Genomic DNA, 26364 nt, shown 5'->3' with positions numbered 1-26364 from the left:
GGAAACCCGTCATGGGTCTCAAGGACAATCTGTCGAACGCTGCGCAAGAGGTGAAGGGCAAGGTCCAGGAAGCCGCCGGCAAGGCGACCGACAACGAGGACCTACAGGCCAAGGGCGAGGGCAACCAGGCTGGCGCCAACGCAAAGCAGGCTGGCGAGAACCTCAAGGACGGCGACCTCAAGGGCGCCGCTCAGTCAGCCAAGGACGCACTCAGCTGAGTGAGATTTTGGAAAAGGGGCGGCCCGTCGGCTGCCTCTTTTTCATGGCCCGGCGGTGGCCAGACCTGATCGAAGCACGACCTGATTTCGACCGAATCCAATGTAGACCGCTTAAGCTGAACCTACCGACCGGACGGTTAGGTCTGCTGACGGAAGGCGAGGCCATGCGCTCATTGCTCGAACTGCCCGAAGCCGCGACCCCGCAGTCGGCGACAACCGGGCCGGTGTTGGTCATGAGCCGACACGAGATTGTGCGCGCCAGCCTGGCTGCCTTCCTCACCAACCGGTGCAACGCACCGACAGTCGTCACATCTCAGTGGGTCCAGGGCCGAACGACGACCGTTTGCGCCGCCGTCCTGTTGCATGTGGAGTCACCGAATGATGTCCGCGATCTGACGGCCCGCTTCGGCCCGGCCGTCGTCGCGGCGTACACCGAGAAGCTCACAAAGGAACTTGCCAAAGCAGGCACATCGGCGGGAGTCCGGTATTTCTTCGACCGCACGTTCCCGGTGGACCGGGTGTCCGCGGGCCTCGGCGCGTTGCTGGATCAGCGCGCAGAAGCGGATCGTGCCGCTGCCCGGCCGCTGGCGACGTGTGAACTGCTCGACCAACTGACCCTGCGGCAACGGCAGGTGCTCACGTTGGTGGCCAGCGGTATGTCGAACGACACCATCGCGCAGACAATGTTCATCACGGTCAACACCCTCAAGGCGCACATCCGCGCGGCTTACGCCCAAATAGGTGTGTGTTCACGGGTCCAAGCCGTACGGTGGGGCATGCAGCACGGCTTGGGGCAACTGGATCCGATGGTGGAAACCCAGTGCGGCTGCGAACAAAAGGCCGAGCCGTCAGCCAGTTGATGCAACTCCCGCGGGCTTGGTCGCGACATACTCATGCCGACTGAGGACACCAGTGACACCGGGTACATCAACACGAACAGCGCTCAAACAGACCGCGATCCGTCTCTTCGTGAGCAAAGGTTACGACGGGACGAGTATCAGTGACCTGACCGGCGAACTCGACATCACCAAGGCCGCGTTCTACCACCACTTCAACTCGAAAATCGATCTGTTGCTGCAGATTGTCGATCCGGTGATCCGCAGGACGACGGAGTTGCTGGAAACAACCCCGGAGGAGTTGCCGGACCCGAACGATCGCTGGAAGTTGCTGGAGCGCGCGGGTGAGGTGGGTGCCGACGAAGCTGACGCGATGCTGATGCTGTCGACCGACATGACCTTGTGGCAGCACATCCCGTGGCGTGTCGAGGCGAGGACCAATTACGACGAATTGGTGCTCCGCGTTGCAGGTCCGCGTCCCACGCCGGATGCGCTCGCGCGCTCGCACGTCGCGATGTTCACCGCGTTCCGTGCTGCGGCCGCGTTGGTCACCAAGGGCGAGTGGCCGGTTGCGAGTGAGTGTGCTGTGACCGATCATGCTGCCTTCATGAAGACGCTGCGCGAGATGTGGTGGCCGAGCGAGCCGGCAGAAGGTGCGCCGGCGCCAGCTTAATCAGAGCACGAGCGGGCCCAGGGCGATCGCGGCGAATTCGTTGTTGCGTTCCGACGCGACGATCGGCAGGTCGAGCGCTCCGAGCAGTATGTCGTGCACCTCGTCCCCGTCCAGTGGCCATCCGTGCACCGGATGTCGCCAGTGGCACAGCAGCACCACGCCGTCATCGGCGAGGTTGTCGCGGATGCGTGTTGCCACCGCTGTCAGGGCCTCCCGGGTCAGGAAGTAGCCGATCTCGGACAGCACGATCAGGTCGAACTCCCCAACCGGCCAGTCGTCGGGAACACCACCCACCTCGACAGTCACGTTGCACAGCTCCGCGCACCGCGCCGCGGCTGCGGCGACGGCTGTCGCGCTGACGTCCATTGCGATGAGTTCATCGCAGCGAGAGGCTAATTCGGCGGTGAACACGCCGACGGAGCAACCCGGTTCAAAGGCGCGCCGAAATCGCCTCCGCCGCAGCAGGCGCAGCGTCGCGAGTCGCTTGGTCTGCTCGTAGTCGCTGCTCGCCAGCTGCCACGGGTCGGAATCCGCACGGTGGAGTCGTTCGAAGACACCTGTCCGCCAGGTGTTTTCGGTGTCGATGAACACCTCACGGTCTCGGTCGAAGTGCGCCAGCACGTGAGATCCGAGCAGCACTTCGTCGCCTGGCCGATCTGACAGCGCCGCGACCTGGCTCACGTGCCGCGCTTCGGCTGCGCGCTTGACCGCTCGCATCCTCTCGTCCAGTGGCAGCGCAACCACGTCGCGCCATGGAACGTCTGCCCGAGTTCCCCAGTGCCACAACCAGATCGGGTACTCGAGCAGTATGCCGCCACACTCGCGTGCAACAGTCCGTGCAACGGTGCCCGCAGCCTCATGATCGGCATGGCCGTCATGGGACCACGGTGCGGCGATGAGGGTGCCCGCACCGATGTCAGCTACTGCCGATCGCAGCGATTCGGCGAGTTGTGCTGTGTGCGAGACGAGGCGGCCGTCGGGTAGTCCGGCATACTTCACGGCCGCCGTTGAGTGGCAGAGAGCGACGGCTCGCGCGACTTCGTCGCGACGCTGCCGACCCAGCGAATCCGGAGTGCACGTAGGCGAATTCGGATGTGACCGCTCGCCGTCGGTGGCGACCAGCACGATGGTGTCGAGATCTTGGGCGGCCGCCGCTTGCAGCAAGCCGGCGGCGCCGAGAGTCTCGTCGTCCGGGTGGGCGGCCACGACCACCAGCCGCCGCAGCCCGGGAAGCGTGGTGAGATCGACCTGAGGTAGTTCGGCCCACTCTGGTGACGACGTCCAGGCGCCCTCCGGTGTCCCGTCGTCGGCATGATGGAACTGGTGCTGAGAAGCGGTCAACGCGTTGGCTCGGCAACGGTCAGCTGCGCGAGGGCGACCTGATCGCGAGGGCCGTGCTCCTGGCGGATGTAGAGCTCGAGTCCGGCGACGCGGCGGGCGTGTTGCTCTTCCGTGGCCAGCGGGCCAGGGCCGGTCGCCTGCGCGACGGTCGCGAGCACGCGGTCGGCGGTCTGCCGCACGATGCTGCGCACCCGAAGGGCGAGCACCTGCGCAGCAGCGCCGTCCGCTGCGCCCGCATCAATCTGTGCAGCAGCGTCGCGCAACGCGACGCGGGCGATGTGCAACTGTGTGTCGACGGCACCGAGATGCGCCCAAGCCACCTGATCGCGTGGTCGTTTCGGGGCCGGGCACACAAGGCGCTCGGCGACGCCGCACATGCCTCCGAACCAGCACGCGGCCACACCGATGCCGCCCCACCAGAATCCGGATCGTGAGGTGTACCAGTCAGATTCAGCGACCAGTTCGGTTTGGACATCCGTGAAGGTGACCGCTTCCGACGGGATGTTCGGCAGTCCTCGGGCCACCCACTGCGAACCATCGCCGGTTCGAACACCCGGTCCGCGCAGGTCCACCGCGAAGAGCGCGCGTGTGTCGTCACCGGTCCACGCTGTGATGAGCGCGTGGCTGAGGTCCGACGCGAGCGAGCACCACGGCTTGACGCCGGTCAGCCGCCAGCCCTCGGAGGTCTTCGTGGCGGCGAGCCGGGGCGACGCACCCTCCGCGGCGAAGACGCCCCATGTCGCGCCGTCCGGTGCGATGCCGGACCACTGACCGTCCTGGGCGGCTTGACGCAGGATCGCGAGGGCATCCAGATGAGGCTCGATGGCCCGTGCGACCGACACGTCCAGAGCCGCGACCTGAGCCATACGTGCCCACAGTCCGAGGGTGTCGCCTTCGCCTGGCCACGGGAATTCGCCGGCCCAGTCACAGTGGCTGTCGAGCACGCGGCGGATGTCTGGCTCGCCGTCGTCGGTGAAGGCGGCTGTGGCCAGTGCCGAGATGCTCGTGCTGTCGGCGGGAGCAAGGTCGGGGGCAAGCGGTCGCTCCGGTATCGCGGAGATGTCAGGCACGGTGAGTGTCCTCCTCGGTCGACCTCCGAGTGTTGTATGCCGGTCCTGCTGTTCGCGTCCTCCTCAAGGGTGCGGGGCGTCATACATTGATAGGAAATTCACAGAATCTCCAGGTTGGCATGTGTCAATGGCGGTATGCAGCGACGGGGGTTTCTCATCACGACGGCGTTGGCGACCCTGGGGATGTTGGCGGGGTGTGCCGATGACTCCTCCACGAAAAGTGCTGACGGATTTCCTGATGAGGTCGCATCCTCCAATACAGCTGTCACCACAGTGGATTCGCGTGTCTTCTCGGCGCCCACCGGCATCCGGAAGGTCGCCGTTCCCCACGGGACCCTCTACGGCCTGCCCGGCACCGGCAACAACCTCGCCCTGACCGTCGACGACGGCACCGACCCGATGGTGGTTGCGGCATACGCGAAGTTCTGCCAGGACACCGGCATGCGGGTGACGTGCTTCGTCAACGGCATCAATCCCGGTTGGACCGAATCCAAGCCCACGCTGGCGCCGATGGTCGACAGCGGTCAGGTCTTCCTCGCCAATCACACTTGGTCGCACCCGGATCTGACGCGGCTGGATGCGGCTGGTGTGACGTATCAGGTGCAGCGCAACGAGACCTTTCTCAAGAACAACTACGGCGTCCTCGGTCGGCCGTTTTTGCGGCCGCCGTTCGGTTACGGCAACGATGCGCTGCACGCGCAGTTGGCCGATCTGGGTTATCCGGCGGTCACGATGTGGCTGGGCAGCCTGTCCGATGCGACCGTGATCGCGCCGCAGCGCGTTGTCTTCCACGCGAAGCAGTGGTTCCTGGCGCAGCACATCGTCATCGGCCACGCGAACCACCCTGCGGTGACGCACGTCTACGGCCAGCTGGTCGACATCATCCGCGAGCGCAAGCTGCAGCCGGTCACGCTGGCGGACATCTTCCAGGTGTGACCGTCGGTGCCGCGCCCGCATCATCGTCGCTAGGGGCGTGACCTGGCCGCCACGGTCACCGGAGGCGTTCAGGAAGCCCGGCCTAGCATGGCTGGCATGGGTTTTCGCAATGCGATCGAAGTTGAGACTGCACCCCTCGCCGCGCTGGGACTTGTCGGCGGCTACCTCACCGCGAAGGAGTCAGGCATCCGCCCGCTCGGTGGTGTCGTGCTCGCCGCCGCCGGTGTCTACGCCGGGCGCACGTGGCTGGCCAAGAAGGGTCCGGCAGTCACGGCCGGACTCACGGCGTTGTATGTCGGGGGCTTCGGCGCATCGCACCCACTCGCAAAGAAGATCGGGGCGTGGCCGTCCGTGCTGACCGTTGCCGCCGCGAGTGCAGCTGCGTCATACCTGCTGGTGGATCGCGACTGAGCGATGCCGAGAGGGTGGGCGGTCGACCGCGAGCGTATGACGCGAGCTGATCGCTCAGTCGATCAGCGGGGCGCTCGCGCCGTGATTCGATGCACGGAACGAGCGGTACTCGTCCCACACCGCGCCGAGGAACATGCCGAGCACCACGATCGTGCTCAACACCATCACCCACACCGACAGCACGAAGGTGGCGCCGATCAGGCCGTAGTCGGCGACGCCCTCGATCACCTGGCCGGGCACGATGTACTGCGCCAGCGCCGTCTCGATGAGCAGCATCACGCCGATCATCACCGAGCCGGGCAACAGCCGTCGCCAGCTGATCTGACCCAGCAGCAGCACATGCTGGGTCCACCAGTAGAACAACGTGGCGCCCACTCCGGTGCCGAGTGACAGCAGGGTCACCACCCAGAAGTTCGACATGTGCCAGTACCTCGCGGCATGGCTGAGCCACATGCCACCACCCAGCACCGGCAAAAAGACTGTCGCCCAGAGCAACTGCCGCCACCACTGCACCAGGCTCGCCCGGGACTGGCGCCATACGGTCTCGAGGATGCGCTGGGTCGTGGCGGCGACGCCGGTCATGAACACGAAGCACAGGATCACCCCGACGACCAGATCCCACATGCTCGGTCTGCCGGTCGTGCGGAACAGTTCGGCGACTTCGCGCGCGCTCTCACCGGAGAGGCCGAGCACATCGTTGAGCGTCTGGATCACTGAACCGGACCGATACCTGCGCATCACCGCCGAGATCGCGACAAACAGCGGACCGGTGCACAGAACCTGTTGCGCGGACAGCGCGAGGGTCAAGGTGCCGATGTCGAACTGCTGGGAGCGTCGCCAGGCGTGAGCCGGCAACGTATGCCGCACGCGCTCGCCCGCGGAACGCACCCGCGCGACGATCGAGTTCTGGCTCACACCAGCCATCGTGACACGTCGTGCCCAGCGACCACGGCGTAGCGTGGCTGGCATGGCCCCTCGGATCGCAACAGCAGACACAGTCGATCGCGCCGCCCTCGACGAATTCGTGCGCACGCGTCACCGTGCCACCTTGGTGACCCGCAAACGCAGCGGCGGTCTGCAGTTGTCGCTGGTGACCTGCGGACTGGGCCCGGACGGCCGGATCCTGATCTCGACCTACCCGCAGCGTGCCAAGGTCGCCAACATCCGGCATGACGCCCGTGTCTCGCTGCTGATCCAATCCGACGGGTGGGATGACGCCTATGTGCAGCTTGACGGCGCGGCCAAGATCATCGACATGCCGGAGGCGACCGAGCCGCTGGTGGACTACTTCCGGTGCATCAGCGGCGAGCATTCGGATTGGGACGAATACCGCGAGGCCATGCGCCGGCAGAACAAGTCGCTGATCTGTGTCGAGATCACCGGCTGGGGTCCCGTCGCGACGGGTGGATTCCCGCCGTCCTGACCCACGCCCCTCGCGGCGTTACACACCAATGGGTGACGCGATTCGTTCCGCGTGCGCGGATCGGTTTCGGATCGTAAAATCGCCCGCATGCCGAGTGATCTGCCCAGCAGACCCGTGCGAGTCGCCATCCGCAACGACTACGAGATCGTGGTGCTGGGACTTGCCGAGATCCTGCGACCCTTCAGCGAGCAAGTCGAGATCGTCGAACTCGACGCGTCCGTTCAGGGCGACTACAACGTCGACATCACGCTCTACGACACCTTCTCCCAGAGCCATGTGGACGGCACCGACATCGACGAGGTCATCGCCGATCCTGGCGCCGGCAAGGTCGTGATCTACACCTGGAACACCGATCCGGCGCTGGTGGCGACGGCGCGACGCAAGGGCGTGCACGGATACATCGCCAAGACCGTCGACGGCGACTCGTTGGCGGATGCGCTGGTCGCCATACATCGCGGGCGCACTCTGTTCGTCGGTCGCGACGACGAAGCGGTGGCCGAAACACGTATCGAATTCGGCAATTGGCCCGGTCGGGTTGCGGGGTTGACCGCTCGCGAGGCCGAGGTCATCTCGCTGATCACGCAGGGGCTGCGGAACCAGGACATCGCCGACAAGACCTATCTGTCGATCAACTCGGTGAAGTCGTACATCCGGTCGGCGTACCGCAAGATGGATGTCACGTCGCGCTCGCAGGCGGTCCTGTGGGGTGTCGAGCACGGAATGCTGCCCGACACCACGCGCATCAAAGTGCCAGGCGGCTTCTGACCCCTGCGGGCTTCTGTCGACTGCCGTTGGCAGACCACACCACGACCGTTCGATATTCGACGTTGGGGCGGCAATAACCGCCGCGGCGTCGAATATCGGAGGTGCCGCTTCGCCCACATGCGCGCGCGGAAACTGCGGACGGTCGATCGCCGGACTGTATGACGTGCGCCACTGGGAAGGAGCAGACTCGTCGCCATGACGCTCAACGGACAGATCTCCCACTGGTGGCATGACCTTGGTGGCCGCCCCGCCGCGCGGGAGTCATTGCGCGGACGTCGCGATGCCGACGTGTGCATCGTCGGGGCCGGATACACCGGACTGTGGACTGCGTTCTATCTCAAGCAGATTCAGCCCACCCTCGACGTGGTCATCGTGGAGCGGGAGTTTGCCGGGTATGGCGCATCCGGTCGCAACGGTGGATGGCTGACGGCAGCCCTGCCGGGATCGGCGAGAGTGCTCGCACGCAACGGTGGTCCGGCGGCGGTGACCGACCTGCAGGTGCAACTGCAGGAGCAGGTCGACGAGGTCATCGAGGTGTGCGCCCAGCACGGCATCGACGCCGACATCGTCAAGGGCGGCGAGCTTCGCGTCGCGACGGACACTCCGCAACTGCAGCGGATGCGTGAATCGTGGGACCCGGCCGACGCCGCCGACGAGCAGTGGCTCGACGCGGATCAACTCGCCGAACGTGTCCGGATCGACGGCGCTCAGGCTGCGGTGTGGTCGCCGCACTGTGCGCGGCTGCATCCCGCAAAACTGGTGCGGGGTTTGGCGGAACTCGTTGAACAGCAAGGCGTTTCGATCCTGGAAGGATCTGTTGTCGAAACCATCGAGCGCGGTCGCGTCGTGACGGCCCACGGCGAGGTGCACGCCCCGATCGTGCTGCGGTGCACCGAGGGATTCACCGCAACCATCGCCGGCGAGCATCGCACCTGGCTGCCGATGAACTCCTCGATGATCGTCACGGCCCCGCTTCCGGACCCAGTGTGGGACGAGATCGGCTGGTCCGGCGCCGAGGTCATCGGCGACGAAGCGCACGTCTACATGTACGCCCAGCGCACCGCCGACGACCGCATCGCGATCGGTGGAAGGGGAGTACCTTACCGCTTCGGGTCACGTGTCGATGCCGCCGGCGCGACGGCCCCGCGAACCGTCGACGAGCTCAGCGCGACGCTGCACCGGTTGTGGCCCGCCACGCGCGGCACGGCCATCGATCACGCCTGGTCCGGGGTGCTGGGAGTTCCGCGCGACTGGTCGGCGACGGTGACCTTCGATCAGGCGACCGGTGCCGGATTCGCCGGTGGGTACGTCGGTCACGGCGTCGTGTCTTCCTCCCTCGCAGGCCGCACTCTCGCCGATCTCTCTCTGGGTCGCGAGACTCGGCACACAGCACTGCCGTGGGTCAACCGCAAGGTGCACAAGTGGGAGCCGGAACCCTTGCGGTGGTTGGGCGTTCGCGGGCTGTATGCCGCATATCGCTTCGCCGACAAACGCGAGTCCGGCACGGGTCGCACCTCGCGCATCGCGCGCGCGGCCGATGTGATCTCGCGCAAACCCTGACCGCGGTCGAAATGATGCGCCGCAAGTCCTCGCACGAAAACTCGGTCAGTGGATCATGATCGGCGCCGTCTCGCCTTCGTCATCTGTCTCGTCGACCGGCAGTGGCTTGCGCGGCAGCATGAGCGCCGGGATCACCGTCAGCAGGCACAGGATGGCGGCCACCCAGAAGGTGTCGGCAAACGCTCTCGCGGCGTCGGACTTGGCGAGCGCCTCGAAGCCGGTCCCGAACTGCTTGCCCGCTTGAGCCATCAATTTCTGCAGCTCGGCTGCCTGTGACGGGACCTTCGGGTCGAGTTGGCCGATGCGTTGGGCCATCGACGCCGCCGACGAACTCTTCAGGTGGTCGGTGAGCACCGTCGACATGATCGCGACTCCGACCGACGAACCGATCTGCTGCACGATGTTGAGCAAGGTGGTGCCTCGCGCGATGTCGTGGTGCTTGAGCGTCTTGAGCGCCGACGTCATGATCGGCATCATCGTGCCGCCCATGCCGAGACCCATCACGAACAACACCGGGAGGATGTACCAGTAACTGGTTGTCGACGTTATCCGGGTGAGGGCGAACATGCCCACGATGATCAACACCAGCCCGAAAGGCACGATGCGCCCGATCGGCATCTTGTCGGCCAGCATGCCGCCGATCGGCATGGTGCACATCGCGCCGATGCCCTGAGCTGCAACCAGCAGGCCGGCCATGAAGGTGCTTTCGCCGCGCACCTCTTGAAAGTACGTCGGCACCAGCAGCAGACCGCCGAAGAAGGCCGCGACGAACAAGAACATCGTGATGACCGACAGCGACAGCAGTTTGTTCTTGAACAACCGCAGATCCAGCAACGGGTGCTTCGGTTTGAACGCCCAGAACACGAAGCTCACGATCAGCACGACACCGATGGCGGCCGGGATCAGCACCTTGGCCGAACCGACGCCGTCGCTGGGGATCGAGGAGATGCCGTAGAGGAACAGCGCGAGCCCTGGCGACATCATCAGCATGCCGACGAAGTCGAAGGATTCCGATGGCGTGGGGTTGTCGTTCTCGAGCACGAAGAAGGCGTAGATCAACGCGATGACGCCGATCGGGACGTTGATCAGGAAGATCCAGTGCCAGCTGGCGTGCTCGATGAGGTAACCGCCGATGATCGGGCCGAGGATGGGACCAAGCAGCATCGGCACACCGAGGATGGCCATCAACCGGCCCATCCGCTTGGGGCCGGCGGCGCGGGTGAGGATCGTCATACCGAGCGGCATCAACATGCCGCCGCCCAGCCCCTGCAGCACCCGGAAGCTGATGAGCATCTGGATCGACGACGCGGAGGCGCACAGCGCCGAGCCCGCCGTGAACAGCAGAATCGCCAGCATGTAGAGCCGCTTGGTGCCGAACCGGTCGGCGGCCCAACCGCTGAGCGGGATGACGGTGGCGAGGGCGAGGGTGTAGGCGGTGACAGTCCAGGCGACGGTGGAGTATTCGACGGGTTGCCCGCCGCTCGCGAAGGTCTTCTGGAAGGTCGGCAGGGCGACGTTGACGACGGTGATGTCGAGGATCGACATGATCGCGCCGAGCACGACGACACCGGCGACCTTCAGAACGGCGCGGTCGATCTCTTCGGGATATTCAGGGGCAGCGGCAACAGACACGCGCGTTTCCCTCCGGACGCAGAAACAAGGGGCAACCTGAGCCTAACTACTGGGTGTGACAACGCACATCTTTTTGTGGAACACCGAGGGCATGTGCTTGCATCCGGTCATGCAGGTCACGACGACAACCCTGGAGATGCGTTCGCCCGATCAGTTGCGCCCGTCACGCCGGCTGGTCGGCGGCCTGCGCATCGAACGCGTCGCGGCGATCACCCCCGAGTACCTGAGATGGCTGTATGCCGCAGTCGGTGGGCCCTGGCGGTGGACCGACCGGCTGGGTTGGTCACGCGCACAGTGGGCGGACGAACTCGCCGAGCCTGGCGCGGAGGTCTGGGTCGCGTATGACGCAGGCGCCCCCGCCGGCTACGCCCAGCTGCGTGCGGCCGCCGAGGGCGAGGGCACCGCTGTCGAGATCCGCTACTTCGGCCTGATAGAGTCGGCCATCGGTCGCGGCCTGGGCGGACGCCTGCTGACAGAGGTGATCGCGCAGGCGTGGACTCTGCCCGGTCGGTACGACCTGCCCGACGCCACCAGGGTGTGGCTGCACACCGGCACTCTCGACGGCCCCCAGGCGCTCGCCAACTACCGGGCGCGCGGCTTCGAGGTCATCGGCAGCGTCGACACCGACGAGGACTATCCGGAACACGCGCCCGGCGCGTGGACAGCGACCACTGGGCTGACCGGCTGAGCGGCACGTGGCCGCCGCGCGGCGCACTCCGGCGCGAGCAATCTCGTGCGGCGACGCTCAGTTCCCCAGCAGCGCCGCGATGCGTTCGACGGCGCGGTCGGTCGCTGCCTGATCGCCACCGGGCAGATCGGTGTCTGTGAACAGGTGGCCGCTGCCGGGCGTCACGAAATCCTCGAAGCTCGCCCCCGATGCGCGAACCGCCTCACCCAGCGCCGACACATTCGCCTCGTCGACGAACGGGTCTGCGGCATACCTGTGCAGTTGGACCGGTTGACCCGGCCACGGCCCGCGCGGCGCTCCGAGCGAGTGCAGCAGGATCACGGCGCGCGCCTCGGGGCGGTCGGTCGCCAACCGTTGAGCGAATGCAGCGCCCAGCGAAAAGCCTGCCAGAACAGCATTTTCGGGCACATCTGTCAGTTGCTCGCGCACAATCTTCAGCAGTGTCGGCGCCCCCACGTCGTCGCGATAGGCCAGGCCCGGGCCGTTCGCGTCGAAGACGTTGCCGTCGTAGTAGTCCGGGGTGACCACGCGGTGGCCGTGGCCGCGCAACTGATCGGCGAATCTGCCGATCGCCGGCCGCAGCCCCAGCGCCGAGTGCAGCAGCACGATGGTCGTGGCGTCCGTCGGATGCTCGTGCGTCGTCATGAACCCAACGTAGCGAGGCGGCCGAGGTCAGCCGAAGAGGATCGCGGCTTCGTCCCAACGCTGCTGCGGCACGGTCTTGAGAACGGTGGTCGCGGAGTGCAGATCGACCGACCGGATCTCGGTGCCGATCAGTGAAACCATTGTCCCCCAACGTTTTTCGATCACGGCATCGACTGCTGCTGTGCCGAATCTGGTTGCCAGCACGCGGTCGTATGCCGATGGCACGCCACCGCGTTGCAGGTGTCCCAAGGTGGCCGAGCGGGTCTCGATGCCGGTGCGTTCTTCGATCTGCGGCGCCAGTCGCTCGCCGATGCCGCCGAGGCGCGGACGGCCGAAGGCATCCAGCCCGCGCGGCGCGTGCGGGTGTTTCTCACCGGCCGGCACGAAGCCTTCCGCGACGACGATGACCGGCGCGCGCCCACGATCGCGGGCCAACTCCACCCACGCGCAGATCTGCTCGATCTCGACGTCGACCTCCGGGATCAGGATCGCGTGCGCACCTGATGCGATGCCGGCGTGCAACGCGATCCACCCCACGTGCCTGCCCATCACCTCCACCACCATGCAGCGGTGGTGGGACTCGGCAGTGGTGCGCAACCGGTCGATCGACTCGGTGGCGATCGAGACCGCCGTGTCGAAGCCGAAGGTGTAATCGGTTGCGGACAGGTCGTTGTCGATGGTCTTGGGCACTCCCACAACCGGGATCCCCTCGTCCGACAGGCGCCGTGCTGCGGTCAGGGTGCCTTCGCCGCCGATGGCGATGAGGGCCGTCATGCCGTGCTTGTCCATCGTCTCTCGCACACGGTCGACGCCGCCGTGGTCGAACGGGTTGGTGCGCGAGGTGCCCAGAATCGTGCCGCCCATCCGTGCCAGGCCGCGTACGTCATACCTGGGCAGATCGACGACATCGTCCTCGACGAGCCCCCGCCATCCGTCACGCACTCCCGCGAATTGCACGCCGTGAATGCGGTCGCCCTTGATCACGGCGCCGCGGATCACGGCATTGAGGCCGGGGCAGTCGCCGCCGCTGGTCAGGATTCCGATCGTCACGGGACCCATCGTGGTTGTTACCCGTCGGTTGAGGGCGCCGTCGGGCATGCTGTCTCAGGTGACGAAATCGATGTGCCTGACCTTTCTGATCGCCGGACCGGGCAGACCGGACGCGCGAGTGTTGTTGGGGCGCAAGCGAACCGGCTTCGGCAGTGGCAAGGTTGTCGGGCTCGGAGGGCATGTCGAGCCGGGCGAATCCGTGCTCGATGCAGCGGTGCGCGAGACCTGGGAGGAGTCCGGGTTTCACGTCATACCAACGGAATTCGAGGATGCCGGCGTCGTCACCTTCCGGTTCCCGAGCCACCCCGCCTGGGACATGCGCGTCGGGTTGTTCCGCACCACGCGTTGGTCGGGTCACCTGACCGCATCACCCGAACTCGACCCCGAGTGGCACCCTGTCGCGGCGCCGCCGTGGGCACAGATGTGGGATGACTCACGTATCTGGCTGCCGCACGTTCTTCGTGGTGAGCGCATCGACGCCGAGATCACGTATGACGCCGACGACACCCGCGTCGCCGCGGTCCGCCTGTCGGCGCAGTGACCGAATGTGTGGGCCACGTCACGATTGCTGTCTCAAAAGCGCCGCCGGAGCGTTACTCGCAGGTACAGTTCTGCGGGTTGTGCGTTCCGGGCGCACCGGCTGCCGCAACGCCTCGACGAAGGAGTCCCAGGCATGACGACGATCAGCTACACCCGCAAAGGCTCTGGTGAACCTCTCGTTCTATGCCATGGCATCGGCCATCGCCGGACGGCGTGGGCGGACACCTTCGACCTGCTGAGCGAGAGCTTCGAGGTGATCGCGCTCGACCTGCCCGGTTTCGGCGAGTCACCCGCTCCGCGCAAGCCGCACAGCTATCGCCTCAGCAGTTGTGCCGACCAGTTGGAGGAGCTCTTCACCGACCTCGACCTCGACCGGCCGCACTTCGCCGGCAACTCCCTCGGCGGGCTTTTCGCGCTCGAACTCGCCGCACGCGGATCGGTGCGCACCGCCACGGCCATCTCGCCGGCCGGCTTCTGGAACGCACGCGGCCTGCTCAACGCGGTCGGTCAGTTGACGGTCATGAAGGCATCGGCGTACGCGCCGCCCCCGGTGCTGAAGCTGTTCGCCGACAAGGCGGTGCTGCGCAAGCTGAGCATGCGGGCGCTGTATGTGCACCCCGAACGCTTGTCGCCCGAGGTCGCGCTCGGCGACACCGTCAACCTGCGCCGTTCGCCCGGGTTCTACCCGGTGGCGTTCCACTCGACCCGGGCGAAGTACACCGACACCCCCGTCGTGCCGACGACCATCGCCTGGGGCACGAAGGACCGGCTGCTGCTCCCGTCACAGGCCAAAGTCGCCCGTGAACGACTGCCGCACGTGCGGCACGTGACGCTGCCCGGATGCGGGCACGTGCCGATGCTCGACAACCCGCAACTCGTCGCGGGCACCATCGCGCAGACCATCGCCGAAGCCGGCTTCAACACCAGCGAACAGCTCATCGCAGGCAGCCACATCGTCGCCGTCTAGTTCGCCAGGACCCGAGACACGTCGGTCGGGTCCGCAAGAATCCAGATGCGGTCGTCGAGAAAATCCGAGATCGTTCGGTATGACGTGCACGCTCTCCAAGCTCACCTTCGATGCCCATGAGCCCTCGCTGCTGGCGCACTTCTGGAGCACCCTGCTTGACCGACGACGGGTTGGCGACCGGGGACACGAATTGTGTGCCAGCGACTCATTCGGTTTCAGCATCAGCTTCGTGCATACACCGGCGCCGAAGCGGGGACCGAACCAGATGCATTTCGACCTGACGAGCTCTTCGCTGGAGGACCAGCAACGGCTCGTCGCGCTCGCGCTGGATCTTGGTGGCAGCCACCTCGACGTCGGGCAGCGAGGGGATGAAGGCCATGTCGTTCTGGCCGACCCGGAAGGTAACGAATTCTGTGTGATCGAGCCGGACAACCGGTTCCTCGCCGGCTGCGGCGCCATCGGTGCTTTGTCCAGTGACGGCTCTCAAGAGGTCGGCTACTTCTGGAGTCACGCGCTGCAGTGGCCGTTGGTGTGGGACCAGGATGCGGAGACCGCCATCCAGGCGCCGTCGGGTGGAACCAAGATCACCTGGGGCGGCCCTCCGGTTGCGACGAAGACCGGACGCAATCGGCTGCGACTCGGCCTGGGTGTCATCGACCAGCCAACCCTCCTCAGCGAGACATCTCGACTGACGGATCTCGGTGCACTCGTGATGGACACACCGGGCGGTGACGAGCAGCAGATGCTCGATCCGGACGGCAACGAGTTCACCCTGGCGGTGTCGGACCTGGGGTGACCTCGAGCACCAGCTGTGCTGTGCCGCGCGACTGTCCGCCGCTGCCTGATATCGCGACACAAACCGACGTGGGCCTTTCTGCCGACCTCAGTCCGCGAGGTGGTCCGCGGCCATCTGCGGCCACGCCCGAAGGTCGTCCGGAGTGCGCGCCACATTGAGTTCGACGTCGGGCAGCAGGTCGAACAACAGTTCCGCCACCTGCATCGGATGGCCTGGATCGTCCACCCACGCCAGAATCAGCACCGGCTGCTCGATCTGCGAAACCGCCTCCGGCGCAGGCAGATCCGACATACCGGCGCCTCGGAACAACGACGGCAACAGGTCCTCGGGCACGTCCGGCTGGGGCATCGATCGTAGGTCACCCAGAGCGGGCGGTGGCGGCAGGAGGCGCGAGGCTGCGACAAAGCGACGCAGACCCTGCTGCTCGATGAAGTCGGCGCTGTCGGCATACACCAGCGACTGGGCCGCCCGCAGTTCCCAGGCGGTCGGTGGAATCACCAGCACCAGGCGCCCGAATCGGTCGGGCCGCCGCGTCACGGCGTTGAGGATCGTGCCGACGCCCATCGAGGCGCCCACTGCATCGACCGTCTCCGACGGCGACAATGCGTCCATCAGTGTCAGCAGGTCGTCGGCCAGACGGTCCCAGCGATAGTCCTCCGGGACTGCGCGACCGGTCGATCGGCCATGGCCGCGAGCGTCATACGCGATGGCACGACGGTCGGGTGCGAGCGCGCTCGAGAACGACATTCCGGTCGTCGCCGAGTTCGCGCGGCTGGATGTCAGGCCGTGCAACTCGAAGACCGCACGCCCGGCACCGGTCTCGGTGTAGTCGAGCGTTGCGTCGTGCACCTCGAATCGAGCCATCCGAATCCTCCGAGCTTCGTGGCTGCGTCGTGACGTGGCGAGCGTAATGCCCCGACGCCTACTCTCGGGGCTATGTCGGTGCATCGGTATGACGTGGGTCTCGCCTGGTCCGGCACGACCTCCGTCGGGTATGACGCATACTCCCGCGAGCATCAGGTGTTTCCAGCGGAACTCGACCCCGTCCAGGTGTCGGCAGACCCGCACTTCCGCGGCGACCCGGCACGCCTCAACCCCGAGCAACTCCTGGTGATGGCGGCAGCGAGCTGCCAGTTGCTGTCGTTTCTCGCAGTTGCGTCGCGCGCCAGGCTCGATGTGCTCGACTACCGCGACTCGGCCGTCGGGTCGATGCCCGAGGCCAAAGGGGCGATGTCGGTGACCCGGATCGAGCTGCGTCCGACGATCGTCCTCGCGCCCGGCAGCCGGCTCGATCGACTGGATCGCCTGGTCCATTTGGCGCACGAGCAGTGCTACATCGCCAACTCGCTGCGCTCGGAGGTTGTGATCGACGCCGACTTTCGCATCGACGACCGGCACGTCGCGCACATCACTGTCGGATGACGCAGCCCAACGCTGGGCGGGTCGGGCGATCCGGTGCTCAGCCGGCGACAGGCAGCCCCGCGTCGCGCCACGCCGCGAAGCCGCCGATGACGTCGGTCGCGCGATGCATCCCGAGCCGTTGCAGTGCATCAGCGGCCAGTGACGAGGTGTAGCCCTCCTGGCAGAGCACGACGATGCGCAGATCGAATCCCGCGATCGGCAGGGATGCCGTCTGCCGGGGGTCGAGGCGCTATTCGAGCACATTGCGTTCGATCACCAGAGGCGTGAGTGCGGCGGAGACCGCGCCTTCGGTGGCGCGCTGCGCGGCCGGCCGGATGTCCACCAGCACCGACCGACCCCAGAGCACTTCCTGGTAGGCCGCCCTCGCGCTGATGCGCCGCAACCGGCTTCGCGCGTCATCCAGTTGAGCGTCGATGCCGTCGTAGGACGGTGCCTCCGTCACGATCGCACTCTGCCGGTGCGGAGCGGCGAACAGCGATGATTGCCAGGTCAATTCATCGAGCGAAGATGCGCCGCGTGACCGGTCGGTGGCGGGTGATTCGGTCGTGCGGTGGTCGGTGATGGTCATTGGTCGGTCCTCGAGCGTGAGATGTCGGTGGGTGAAGCTGCCGTGGTGGCAGCGGAGGCGGCCCGACCTCGCCGACGGGTGCGGCAGGTCAGGCCCGCGGACACCCGTTGCCGGCCGATCGGGCCGACGGCATCACGTCACGTCGAGTGATGTATTGCATAACGTGAAGTTACTGCTGGGATGATGTCGCAGGCAAGTGGCATGTCCATCCTTCGAACACCCAGACTTGCCGTGCCATGCTCAAGGCATGAGCGACGACGCGCCGGTGACCCTGCTGATCCTCGGTGCTGGGGGAGACCTCACGCACCGTTTGCTGCTTCCCGGGATCGGGAGCCTGCTGAAATGCGAACCGCAGCGCAAGGTGCAGATCGTCGGCGCCGACCGTATGGCGAAGTCCTCGGAGGAGTGGAAGGCGCTGGTCAAGGACTCCTTCTCGACCGTGCCGGTGCCGGCTCGCACCGCAAAGTCGGTGATGAGCAAGACGCGATACCAGCAGACCAACGTGCTCGACGAGGACGAACTGCGTTCGCTGATCGAGTCGTGCTCAGGCCCGCTGGTGATCTACTTCGCGCTGCCGCCGGCCATCACGATGCAGGTGTGCACCGTCCTCGAGGCGATCGACCTGCCGAACCCGACTCGTCTGGCACTCGAAAAGCCGTTCGGCACGGACGAAAAGACCGCGCACTCCTTCAACCGGCGACTGCACAAACTGGTCCCCGAGGACCACATCTTCCGCGTCGACCACTTCCTCGGGGTCTCGACCGTGCTCAACCTGATCGGTTTGCGGTTCGCCAACCGGATCCTGCAGCCGATCTGGAACTCCGAGCACATCGAGCGCGTCGAGATCATCTACGACGAGGATCTCGCCCTCGAAGGCCGCGCGGGCTACTACGACACCAACGGTGCACTGAAGGACATGCTGCAGTCCCACCTGTTGCAGGTGCTCTCGGTCTTTGCGATGGAGTCCATCGCCGAGGTCTCGGCCAACGAGTTGCAGGATCAGAAGGCGCAGGTGTTGCGTGCCACGCGGCTGTGGGGCAATTCCCCCAAGCGATCCTCGCGGCGGGCGCGCTACACCGCCGGTCAGATCGGGTCGCGCAAGATCCCGGCATACGTCAAGGAGCAGGGCGTCGACCCGTCGCGGATGACGGAGACCCTCGCCGAGATCACCGTCGAGATCGACAACAACCGGTGGAGTGGCGTGCCGTTCATCCTGCGCAGCGGCAAGGCCATGGGCGAGCCGCGCAAGCAGATCGTCGCGCACTTCCGCGACGTGCCGCACCTCCCGACCGGCTTCAAGACCGCGGGCCTGCCCGATCAGCTGATCATCGATCTGAAGCCGGGCGCCGTCTCGCTCGTGCTCACGATGAACGCCGAAGGTGACCCGATGGACCTCGAGCGCAAGGTGTTGCGCGCCGAACTCGCCGATGGCCTGATGCTGCCGTATGGCGAAGTCCTGAGGTACCTGCTCGACGGCAACCCGATGCTGTGCGTTCGCGGCGACGCGGCCGAATCCTGTTGGCGCATCATGGAACCCGTGCTCAAGGCGTGGAAGGCAAACCGGGTGCCGATGGAGGAGTATCCCGCTGGATCCGATGGCCCCGACGGTTGGCTACCGGCCAGCTGATCAGGCGGAGCCGAGCGTCTTTTCGGCATTCAACCGGCGTAGCACGACCCGGCACACGATCCACCCAGCTCGGCGAGCTCAGCTCTCGTCGAGCTGGGTGATCTTCGGTTGCAGCGCGTTGCGGGCATCGGCGGCGACCCGCTCGCGCGCCGACCCGATCGATGCGGTGATCATGGCGACGACGAGGCCCTCGACCAAGGGTGCGGAGGCCACCCGCACGCGCGAACGCACGTCGTCGGGCACGAGTTCGAGCGCCATCTCGGTCGACAGGATCGCGCTGCCGAGGTCCATCAGCACCACCACGCCGTCGCCGCCGGAGGCTGAGTCGGCGCTGACCAGTGCTCGCTGGATCTCGGTGGCGTCGGTGCCGAAGGTCATGTCGCTGGAGCCGGCCGCCACCCGGACCGGCACCGACCCGCTCGGCACCATCTCGCCCGCGAGCGCCACGGCGGCGTCGGCGAGGGCGCGGCTGTGGGAGACCACGACGATGCCGACAGTCATCGCGTCACCTGCTCGGCCGCCGCGAACAGCAACGCCATCGACGTCGCGCCCGGATCCTGGTGACCGACGCTGCGCTCGCCGAGATAGCTGGCCCGACCGCGTCGAGCCTGCAACGGAGTCGTCGAATCCCGCCCAATCGCAGCGGCTTTCGTGGCTTCGGCAATCGCATCGACCAGCGCGTCGTCGGATGGATCCGCGGCCTTGGCCAGTGCTGCGTCATACGCCTCGACGGCGGGGGTCAGAGCGTCGATGAGCGTCTTGTCACCGACCTCGGCCTTGCCGCGGGCGCGCACTCCGTCGAGGGCGGCGTGCAGACCCGCACCGAATGTCGTTGCGTCGACGGTGGTTTCGGTGCCCGCCGCGGCTCCGAGCCGCAGGAAGAAGGTGCCGTAGAGCGGGCCGCTTGCACCACCGACGTGCGACACCAGTGACATGCCGGTCGTCTTGAGCACGTCCGCGCAGGTGGCGGGGGGCTTCTCATCGAGCGCGGTGACGGCTGCGGCGAAGCCACGTTTCATGTTGGAGCCGTGGTCGGCATCGCCGATGGCGGAGTCGAGCGCGGTCAGGTCGTCGGCCGCGGCGGCGACGTCATCGGCATACGTGCGGATCCAGTCGACCAGCAGGGGAACGGTCCATTCGGTTGCCGGCATCAGCGACCCCACCGCAGCCCAGGGGTCTGCACCGGGGAGTCCCACCAGCGCAACAGTTCGTCGTCGGCGCGGAGCAGGGTCACCGAGCAGCCGGCCATGTCGAGTGAGGTCATGTAGGACCCAACGAGGCTGCGGGCCACTCGGATCCCCTTTTCCTGCAACAGTTTCGCGATCTCGCCATACATGAGGTACAGCTCGAGTTCGGGGGTGGCACCCATGCCGTTGACAAAGCAGATCACCTCACCGCCGGTGAAATCCAGGTCGCCCAGGATCGGGTCGAGCAACATGGGTGCGATCTGCGACGCGGGGGCGAGCGGCACGCGGTGGCGACCGGGTTCGCCGTGGATCCCGATGCCGATCTCCATCTCGTCATCGGGCAGGTCGAAGGTGGGTTTGCCTGCAGCCGGCACGGTGCACGAGGTCAACGCCATGCCCATCGACCGGCCACCCTCGCTGACCCGGCGCGCCAGAGCAGCGACCTCGTCCAGGCTCAGCCCGGCTTCCGCGGCTGCGCCGGCGATCTTCTCGACCAGCACGGTCACGCCCACGCCGCGCCGCCCTGCTGTCCAGGTGCTGTCCTCGACGGCCACGTCGTCGGCGGTGACGACGGTCTGCACCTGCACGTCATCGGCTGCCGCGAGTTCGGCGGCCATCTCGAAGTTCATGACGTCGCCGGTGTAGTTCTTCACGATGTGCAGCACGCCCGCACCACGGTCGACCTCGCGTGTTGCGGCGAGGATCTGGTCGGGGACCGGCGAGGTGAAGACCTCACCGGCGCAGGCGGCGTCGAGCATCCCGAAACCGACGAAACCGCCGTGCATCGGCTCATGGCCACTGCCCCCACCGGACACCAAGGCGACCTTTCCGGCGTCCTTCGGCTCGGCCCGGTAGACCACCCGCTGATCCGCATCGACGCGCAACCCGGGTTCGGCCAGCGCCATACCTGTCAGTGCTTCGGTGACCACATCTGATGGGTCGTTGATGAGCTTTTTCATGGCATTCCTCGTCTTCCGGCGAATGTGGGGGAGGGCCTGCTCCCACGATATCCGCGCACAGCCGTCGGCACCGGCGAAATCTCAAGCATCGACTTTGAGCCGCTGCCCGTAGCATGTGCGCCATGTCGAGTCCTCAAGATCCGCAGTGGGGCACCGGTCCGGGAGAACAGCCGGCCGACCCCTATGCGACCCCGAACAGTCAGCCGCAGTATGGCGCGAGTCCCTACGGCAATCAGCCACCCGCCGGTGGCCAGGACCTGCCCCTCGGCCGCCTGGGCGACGAGTTCGACAACAGCCGGCAACCGCGGTACGGCGAGCAGGTCGGAGTTGCCGACCAGCCGACGACCGCAAACCCGGCGATCAACCTGGACAAACAGCCCAATCCGTATGGCCAGCAATCGGACCCGTACTCACAGGGTGGCCAGTACGGCCAACAGGCCGGTCCCTACGGGCAACAGGCCGGCTACGGACAGCAGTCGGGGCCCTATGGACAGCAAGGTGGCTACGGACAGCAGGGCGGGCAGTACGGCGAGCAGCAGAACCCCTACGGTCCCAACCCGGGCGGTCAGCCCGGCCCGCCGAATCAGCCCGGCTACTACGGCGTTCCGCAGGGCGGCTACCAGCCCGGACCGCCGTTCGGCGGTTATGCGCAGCCCAAACAGACGAACGGCCTCGCCATCGCGTCGCTGATCTGCAGCATCGCCGGATTCTTCTGCTGTGGTATCGGCGCGCTGGTCGGCATCGGTCTCGGCTTTGCCGGGCTCTCGAAGTCGAAGCAGACCGGTCAGGGGCGAGGTTTGGCGATCGCCGGAATCATCGTCGGCGCGCTCGCCGTCGTGTTCTCGATCGTGGTGATCGTCATCGAGGTGGCCACCCGGCATTGAGCTGCCGACCGCGCCGCTCTCCGGGGCGGCGCGGTCGCCAGCGCGCCATCCGGCGCAGGATCGCCGCGGCCAGACCACGACCGGCGATGGAGGCAAGCGTGGCGTCACCACTGGTGATGCTGGTGAACGCCCGCCAACCGAGGCGCGTGCGTGTGAGCAGCAGGTGCAGCAGACGGGGGTGCTTTTCGAACACCCGCAGCGCGAGGGCGCCCACGTGCATCTCCGCGCCTAGTTCCGTCTCCACCCCGCGCACGTATGACGCGAGCGCCTCCTGCGGCGAGCCCGATCCGGTCCCGCACGACGCCGCTGCCGCACCGGCGAGCGCCCCGGATCGCACGGCATACGAGATGCCCTCGCGGGTCCATGGTTCCAGCAGGCCGGCCGCGTCACCCGCGACCAGCACCCGGCCCGCTCCGAGCGGCGAGTCCGGTCGGCGGCAGCGCGTCAGATGGCCGGAGGACCGGACCTCGACCAAGTGCGAAAGTCCTTGTTGCGCAACGAAATCAGTCAGATAGGTCTTGGTCTCGTTCGGTGCCCCCTTGGCCTGGATCACCCCGACCGTGAGCACCTCCTGCTTGGGGAAGACCCAGGCATAGGAGCCCGGCGTCGGACCCCAGTCGAGGTGCACCCGGCCTTCCCAGACGCGCCGCGACGGCTCGTCGAGGGCGAGTTCGACCTCCAGCCCGAGGTCGGTCTGAGCCAGTTGCACGCCGACATGGCGGCCGATCCGGCTGGCCGACCCGTCGGCACCGACCACCGCCCGCGCGCGCACCCGCCCCGCCGAGGTCAGCAGCAGCACCTCGTCGCAGCGCTCGTCGACCGACTGCACCGTGACGCCGGTGCGGACCTCCGCCCCGGCGTGCTTCGCGGCGTCGAGCAGCGCCGCGTCGAAATCCGCGCGATTGACCAGCGACAGGATCCGCTCGCCGGCATCGCGCTCGGCATACGACCCGCCGCGCAACGTGAACGACGCACGGCGGACCTCCTGCTCGACCGGCACCTCGAAGCCCGGCGGCAGGGCGCCCAGCGTCGGTCCGATGAGCCCGCCACCGCACGTCTTGTAGCGCGGGAAGTGCGCCCGGTCGAGCAGCAGCACCCGTGCTCCGGCCTCGGCGGCCACCCGCGCGGCGGACGAACCCGCGGGACCGGCGCCGACGACAGCCACGTCATACAGAACGTCCGAGAACTCCTCGCTGGGCGCGAAGCTCCCGCTGCCGTCGATCTCGCCCTGCGCCACGACCGTGGATCGTAGCGAGCCCGGGTCGGTGCGATGGCCGCGGAGCGGTCAGACTGATCTTGGACAGAGGCCCCCTAAAGACCGAACTGGCGAGTAACTTAGGCAGCGCCCGCCGCTGCTCTCGGTCGCGGGACCCCGAATCGGCAGGAAGGTCATCGGACGTGAGCACTCGCGGCGTCACCGCCCTCAAGGACCATTACGACGTCATCGTCGTCGGAGCCGGGCTGTCCGGCATCAACGCCGGGTACCGGTTGCAGACGATGAGCCCGGACAAGGACTACGTCATCCTCGAAGGCCGCGAAAGCCTCGGCGGCACCTGGGATCTGTTCCGTTATCCCGGGATCCGCTCCGATTCGGACATGTACACCCTCGGTTTTCCCTTCGAGCCCTGGACTGGTGAGAAGTCGATCGCCGACGGCGCCGACATACTGCAATACCTCAAGGACACCGCCGCGAAGTACCGGATCGACGAGCGCATCGCCTATCGCACCCGGGTGACCGCCGCCGACTGGTCCGAGGCCGACACGCAGTGGACGCTGACGCTCACCACGCCCGACGGTCCCGCTGAAGTCACGTCGGACTTCATCTACCTGTGCTCGGGCTACTACAACTACGAGAAGGGGTTCACCCCCGACTTCCCCGGCCTTGACAGCTTCACCGGCCAGGTGATCCACCCGCAGTTCTGGCCGGAGAACTTCGACGCCGAGGGCAAGCGCGTCGTCGTCATCGGGTCCGGCGCCACCGCGATGACACTGGTGCCTGCGCTGGCACGCGAGGGTGCGCACGTCACGATGCTGCAGCGTTCGCCCACGTATGTCGTGTCCCTCCCGGCGAAGGACTCCCTCGCGCACACCCTGCGCTCAAAGCTGGGTGAGCAGCGCGCCTACGAGGTGATCCGCTGGAAGAATGTCATCACCTCGCTCGGCATGTATCAATTCGCGCAGCGGATGCCCAAGGCTGCTGCGTCGGTGCTCACCAAGGGTGTGCGGATGCAGTTGAAGGGCACCGACATCGGTATGGAGCACTTCACGCCGCGCTATGGGCCGTGGGATCAGCGACTGTGTGTGGTGCCCGACGGTGATCTGTTCAAGGCGCTGCGCTCGGGCGATGTCGACATCGTCACCGACACCATCACCGGCGTGGAACCGGACGGTGTGCGGGTGTCGTCAGGCACGCTGCTGGAGGCCGACGTGATCGTGACCGCGACCGGGCTGCAGGTGCAGATGGCCGGGGGTGCGCAGATCAGCATGAACGGCGAGCCGGTCGATCTGGGCGAGCGGTTCATCTACCGCGGCATGATGCTCGAGGGGCTGCCCAATGCAGCGGTCTGCATCGGCTACACCAATGCCTCGTGGACACTGCGCTCCGACCTGTCGTCGCGTTATTTCTGCATGTTCGTCAATCACCTGACGCAGCAGGGCTACGCGTACGGGTACCCGACCGTGTCGACGTCGATGAAGGGCAGCCCGGCGCTCGACCTCAAGTCCGGTTACATCCAGCGATCGGTCTCGGTGCTGCCCAAGCAGGGCGACCGCCGGCCTTGGTTCCTGCGGCAGAACTACGTCCTCGATCGGCGTGACACCAAGCGGGCCGACGTGACCGACGACATGACCTTTGTGCGAGCAAGTGAGGTGCGTGCTGCGGCCGAGGATCAGCTGAGCCGTCGATGAGGGTTGCGCTGGCGTCATACCGCTCGAAACCGCATTCGGGTGGACAGGGCGTCTACGTCCGCAACCTGTCGCGCGAGCTGGTCGCGATCGGTCACCAGGTAGAGGTCTTCAGCGGGCCGCCGTACCCCGTGCTCGACCCCGGCGTTCGTATGACGAAGGTCGAGAGCCTCGACCTCTATCGCGAACCCGACCCCTTCCGTCGCCCGGGGTTGCGCGAATTCCGTTCTGCTGTCGATGTTTTGGAATTCGCAACGATGTGCACCGCAGGATATCCCGAGCCGCGCACGTTCGGCATGCGCTTGCACCGGTTGCTGCGCGATCGGATCGCTGACTTCGACATCCTGCACGACAACCAGACGCTCGCTCCCGGCATCCTGGCGCTGGAACGCGCCGGCATGCCGCTGCTCACGACGATCCACCACCCGATCAGCAAGGACCGCCGACTGGAGCTCGAGGCCGCCACCGGCTGGGGCCGGCTGACCAAGCGACGCTGGTACGACTTCGTGCGGATGCAGGCGCGGGTCGCCCGGAGCAGCAGGCACGTGCTGACGGTGTCCGAGGTGTCCGCTCATGACATTGCCGCGGACTTCCGGGTGCCGCGGCAGCGCGTGCGCGTCGTGCCGGTCGGTGTCGACGTGCAGCGGTTCTGCCCGCCGACGGTGGCGCGCGTGCCAGGCCGGCTGGTGACGATCACCAGTGCCGATGTCCCCCTGAAAGGTATGTCGGTGCTCATCGACGCGCTCGCACGACTGGACCGCTGCGCGTGGTCCGAACTCGTCGTCGTCGGCAGTCCGTCGGAAAAGACCGACAAACGGCTGGCGGAGGCCGGAATCCTGGACCGGGTTTCGTTCCGCTCCGGGCTGAGCGACGAGGATCTCGCGGCGTTGATCGGGTCGGCGCAGGTGCAGGTGATCCCGTCGTTGTACGAAGGCTTCTCGATCCCGGCGGTCGAGGCGATGGCATGCGCCACTCCGGTCGTCGCGACCCGTGTGGGTGCGCTACCCGATCTGCTCGCCGGAGGCGTCGGACGGCTGGTGGCCCCCGGCGATGCGACTGCCTTGGCGGATGCGCTCACCGAGGTGCTGGCGTCCGACCAGGAATGTGCGCGGATGGGCGCAGCCGGTCGGCAGCGGGCTGCGACGACATACAGTTGGACGGCCGTTGCGCAGGCCACGGCGCAGATCTACGCAGACGTCATCGCTGACCGCGCTGCCGGTGCGCTGAGTCGCAACTAGCCCATCAGGGCGCGGAATGACAGC

At 66.6% G+C, this 26364-nt stretch carries 30 protein-coding genes; 17 read left to right on the top strand and 13 right to left on the bottom strand.

Annotated elements, in window-relative coordinates; translation table 11 throughout:
- Positions 1-11: 11 nt before the first annotated feature.
- From BKA23_RS12660 to BKA23_RS12650, 3 genes are all read left to right on the top strand, one after another.
- A complete protein-coding gene (locus BKA23_RS12660) occupies positions 12-218 on the top strand; it encodes a CsbD family protein (RefSeq protein WP_145229010.1) in 207 nt (68 codons plus the stop codon).
- Positions 219-382: 164 nt separating this feature from the next.
- Positions 383-1078 (top strand): response regulator transcription factor, encoded by a 696-nt coding sequence (locus BKA23_RS12655; RefSeq protein WP_170226509.1) that lies wholly within the window; start codon positions 383-385, stop codon positions 1076-1078.
- Positions 960-1727 carry a TetR family transcriptional regulator gene (locus BKA23_RS12650; protein ID WP_145229006.1) on the top strand — a complete coding sequence of 256 codons (768 nt, stop codon included), beginning with the start codon at positions 960-962 and terminating at the stop codon, positions 1725-1727. Before BKA23_RS12655 ends, BKA23_RS12650 begins: the two co-directional genes overlap by 119 nt.
- On the opposite strand, the gene BKA23_RS12645 is transcribed toward BKA23_RS12650, so the two are convergent.
- On the bottom strand, positions 1728-3068 hold the full coding sequence (locus BKA23_RS12645) for a PIG-L family deacetylase (RefSeq protein ID WP_145229004.1): 1341 nt from the start codon (positions 3066-3068) through the stop codon (positions 1728-1730).
- Positions 3065-4138 carry an acyl-CoA/acyl-ACP dehydrogenase gene (locus BKA23_RS12640; protein ID WP_145229002.1) on the bottom strand — a complete coding sequence of 358 codons (1074 nt, stop codon included), beginning with the start codon at positions 4136-4138 and terminating at the stop codon, positions 3065-3067. The genes BKA23_RS12645 and BKA23_RS12640 overlap by 4 nt, the downstream gene beginning before the upstream one ends.
- Positions 4139-4411: 273 nt before the next feature.
- Between BKA23_RS12640 and BKA23_RS12635 the strand changes: the two genes are divergently transcribed.
- Together BKA23_RS12635 and BKA23_RS12630 are read left to right on the top strand one after the other, a co-directional pair.
- The gene (locus BKA23_RS12635; RefSeq protein WP_170226507.1) at positions 4412-5074 is read left to right on the top strand and encodes a polysaccharide deacetylase family protein; all 663 of its coding nucleotides are present in this window, start codon (positions 4412-4414) and stop codon (positions 5072-5074) included.
- Between the two features lie 96 nt (positions 5075-5170).
- Positions 5171-5485 (top strand): hypothetical protein, encoded by a 315-nt coding sequence (locus BKA23_RS12630; protein WP_145228998.1) that lies wholly within the window; start codon positions 5171-5173, stop codon positions 5483-5485.
- Between the two features lie 54 nt (positions 5486-5539).
- Here the strand turns inward: BKA23_RS12630 and BKA23_RS12625 are convergent, their stop codons facing one another.
- Positions 5540-6400: a hypothetical protein gene (locus BKA23_RS12625; protein WP_145228996.1), complete on the bottom strand. Its 861-nt coding sequence runs from the start codon at positions 6398-6400 to the stop codon at positions 5540-5542.
- A gap of 52 nt (positions 6401-6452) precedes the next feature.
- On the opposite strand from BKA23_RS12625, the gene BKA23_RS12620 reads away from it, so the two are divergent.
- The 3 genes from BKA23_RS12620 to BKA23_RS12610 all read left to right on the top strand — a co-directional run bounded on the left by BKA23_RS12620 (position 6453) and on the right by BKA23_RS12610 (position 9233).
- On the top strand, positions 6453-6908 hold the full coding sequence (locus tag BKA23_RS12620; RefSeq protein ID WP_145228994.1) for a PPOX class F420-dependent oxidoreductase: 456 nt from the start codon (positions 6453-6455) through the stop codon (positions 6906-6908).
- Between the two features lie 87 nt (positions 6909-6995).
- On the top strand, positions 6996-7673 hold the full coding sequence (locus tag BKA23_RS12615; RefSeq protein WP_145228992.1) for a response regulator transcription factor: 678 nt from the start codon (positions 6996-6998) through the stop codon (positions 7671-7673).
- 195 nt (positions 7674-7868) lie between these two features.
- Positions 7869-9233, top strand: coding sequence for an NAD(P)/FAD-dependent oxidoreductase (locus BKA23_RS12610; RefSeq protein WP_145228990.1), 1365 nt, complete (start codon positions 7869-7871; stop codon positions 9231-9233).
- A gap of 45 nt (positions 9234-9278) precedes the next feature.
- On the opposite strand, the gene BKA23_RS12605 is transcribed toward BKA23_RS12610, so the two are convergent.
- Positions 9279-10865: a DHA2 family efflux MFS transporter permease subunit gene (locus BKA23_RS12605; protein ID WP_145228988.1), complete on the bottom strand. Its 1587-nt coding sequence runs from the start codon at positions 10863-10865 to the stop codon at positions 9279-9281.
- 55 nt (positions 10866-10920) lie between these two features.
- Between BKA23_RS12605 and BKA23_RS12600 the strand changes: the two genes are divergently transcribed.
- Positions 10921-11553 carry a GNAT family N-acetyltransferase gene (locus BKA23_RS12600; RefSeq protein ID WP_211841713.1) on the top strand — a complete coding sequence of 211 codons (633 nt, stop codon included), beginning with the start codon at positions 10921-10923 and terminating at the stop codon, positions 11551-11553.
- A 57-nt stretch (positions 11554-11610) separates the two neighbouring features.
- Here the strand turns inward: BKA23_RS12600 and BKA23_RS12595 are convergent, their stop codons facing one another.
- Entirely contained in the window at positions 11611-12198 is a 588-nt protein-coding gene (locus BKA23_RS12595) for a dienelactone hydrolase family protein (RefSeq protein ID WP_145228986.1), read from the bottom strand.
- Between the two features lie 27 nt (positions 12199-12225).
- Complete coding sequence (locus tag BKA23_RS12590; protein ID WP_145228985.1) at positions 12226-13248, bottom strand: 6-phosphofructokinase; 1023 nt, start codon at positions 13246-13248, stop codon at positions 12226-12228.
- A gap of 58 nt (positions 13249-13306) precedes the next feature.
- Between BKA23_RS12590 and BKA23_RS12585 the strand changes: the two genes are divergently transcribed.
- The 3 genes from BKA23_RS12585 to BKA23_RS12575 all read left to right on the top strand — a co-directional run bounded on the left by BKA23_RS12585 (position 13307) and on the right by BKA23_RS12575 (position 15551).
- Positions 13307-13789 carry an 8-oxo-dGTP diphosphatase gene (locus tag BKA23_RS12585; protein ID WP_246104646.1) on the top strand — a complete coding sequence of 161 codons (483 nt, stop codon included), beginning with the start codon at positions 13307-13309 and terminating at the stop codon, positions 13787-13789.
- Positions 13790-13921: 132 nt separating this feature from the next.
- Positions 13922-14755 carry an alpha/beta fold hydrolase gene (locus BKA23_RS12580; RefSeq protein ID WP_145228983.1) on the top strand — a complete coding sequence of 278 codons (834 nt, stop codon included), beginning with the start codon at positions 13922-13924 and terminating at the stop codon, positions 14753-14755.
- Between the two features lie 79 nt (positions 14756-14834).
- A complete protein-coding gene (locus BKA23_RS12575) occupies positions 14835-15551 on the top strand; it encodes a VOC family protein (RefSeq protein ID WP_145228981.1) in 717 nt (238 codons plus the stop codon).
- An 87-nt stretch (positions 15552-15638) separates the two neighbouring features.
- On the opposite strand, the gene BKA23_RS12570 is transcribed toward BKA23_RS12575, so the two are convergent.
- Positions 15639-16415, bottom strand: a complete 777-nt coding sequence (locus tag BKA23_RS12570) for an alpha/beta fold hydrolase (protein WP_145228980.1) — start codon at positions 16413-16415, stop codon at positions 15639-15641.
- Between the two features lie 72 nt (positions 16416-16487).
- Between BKA23_RS12570 and BKA23_RS12565 the strand changes: the two genes are divergently transcribed.
- Positions 16488-16973, top strand: a complete 486-nt coding sequence (locus BKA23_RS12565) for an OsmC family protein (protein WP_145228978.1) — start codon at positions 16488-16490, stop codon at positions 16971-16973.
- 37 nt (positions 16974-17010) lie between these two features.
- On the opposite strand, the gene BKA23_RS18145 is transcribed toward BKA23_RS12565, so the two are convergent.
- Together BKA23_RS18145 and BKA23_RS18020 are read right to left on the bottom strand one after the other, a co-directional pair.
- Positions 17011-17148, bottom strand: a complete 138-nt coding sequence (locus tag BKA23_RS18145; RefSeq protein ID WP_342783619.1) for a rhodanese-like domain-containing protein — start codon at positions 17146-17148, stop codon at positions 17011-17013.
- Positions 17149-17202: 54 nt separating this feature from the next.
- A complete protein-coding gene (locus BKA23_RS18020) occupies positions 17203-17541 on the bottom strand; it encodes a hypothetical protein (protein WP_246104645.1) in 339 nt (112 codons plus the stop codon).
- 247 nt (positions 17542-17788) lie between these two features.
- On the opposite strand from BKA23_RS18020, the gene BKA23_RS12555 reads away from it, so the two are divergent.
- Entirely contained in the window at positions 17789-19168 is a 1380-nt protein-coding gene (locus BKA23_RS12555) for a glucose-6-phosphate dehydrogenase (protein ID WP_145228976.1), read from the top strand.
- A 78-nt stretch (positions 19169-19246) separates the two neighbouring features.
- Here BKA23_RS12555 and dhaM read toward each other — a convergent pair whose 3' ends face one another.
- The 3 genes from dhaM to dhaK are packed head-to-tail and all read right to left on the bottom strand — an operon-like array spanning position 19247 to position 21314.
- Positions 19247-19669, bottom strand: coding sequence for a dihydroxyacetone kinase phosphoryl donor subunit DhaM (dhaM, locus tag BKA23_RS12550; protein ID WP_145228974.1), 423 nt, complete (start codon positions 19667-19669; stop codon positions 19247-19249).
- A complete protein-coding gene (gene dhaL / locus BKA23_RS12545) occupies positions 19666-20319 on the bottom strand; it encodes a dihydroxyacetone kinase subunit DhaL (protein ID WP_145228972.1) in 654 nt (217 codons plus the stop codon). The genes dhaM and dhaL overlap by 4 nt, the downstream gene beginning before the upstream one ends.
- On the bottom strand, positions 20319-21314 hold the full coding sequence (gene dhaK, locus BKA23_RS12540) for a dihydroxyacetone kinase subunit DhaK (protein ID WP_145228970.1): 996 nt from the start codon (positions 21312-21314) through the stop codon (positions 20319-20321). Before dhaK ends, dhaL begins: the two co-directional genes overlap by 1 nt.
- 122 nt (positions 21315-21436) lie before the next feature.
- On the opposite strand from dhaK, the gene BKA23_RS17845 reads away from it, so the two are divergent.
- Positions 21437-22198, top strand: a complete 762-nt coding sequence (locus BKA23_RS17845; protein ID WP_211841712.1) for a DUF4190 domain-containing protein — start codon at positions 21437-21439, stop codon at positions 22196-22198.
- Here BKA23_RS17845 and BKA23_RS12530 read toward each other — a convergent pair.
- Positions 22173-23435 (bottom strand): geranylgeranyl reductase family protein, encoded by a 1263-nt coding sequence (locus BKA23_RS12530; protein ID WP_211841711.1) that lies wholly within the window; start codon positions 23433-23435, stop codon positions 22173-22175. The genes BKA23_RS17845 and BKA23_RS12530 overlap by 26 nt on opposite strands.
- Positions 23436-23596: 161 nt before the next feature.
- Between BKA23_RS12530 and BKA23_RS12525 the strand changes: the two genes are divergently transcribed.
- Both BKA23_RS12525 and BKA23_RS12520 read left to right on the top strand, forming a co-directional pair.
- Entirely contained in the window at positions 23597-25105 is a 1509-nt protein-coding gene (locus tag BKA23_RS12525; RefSeq protein ID WP_145228968.1) for a flavin-containing monooxygenase, read from the top strand.
- Complete coding sequence (locus BKA23_RS12520) at positions 25102-26340, top strand: glycosyltransferase family 4 protein (protein ID WP_145228966.1); 1239 nt, start codon at positions 25102-25104, stop codon at positions 26338-26340. Before BKA23_RS12525 ends, BKA23_RS12520 begins: the two co-directional genes overlap by 4 nt.
- Positions 26341-26364 lie beyond the last annotated feature (24 nt).

Origin of the sequence: Rudaeicoccus suwonensis, from assembly GCF_007829035.1 — a bacterium.
Classification (GTDB): Bacteria; Actinomycetota; Actinomycetes; order Actinomycetales; family Dermatophilaceae; genus Rudaeicoccus; species Rudaeicoccus suwonensis.
This window is presented reverse-complemented; position numbering and strand designations above follow the sequence as displayed.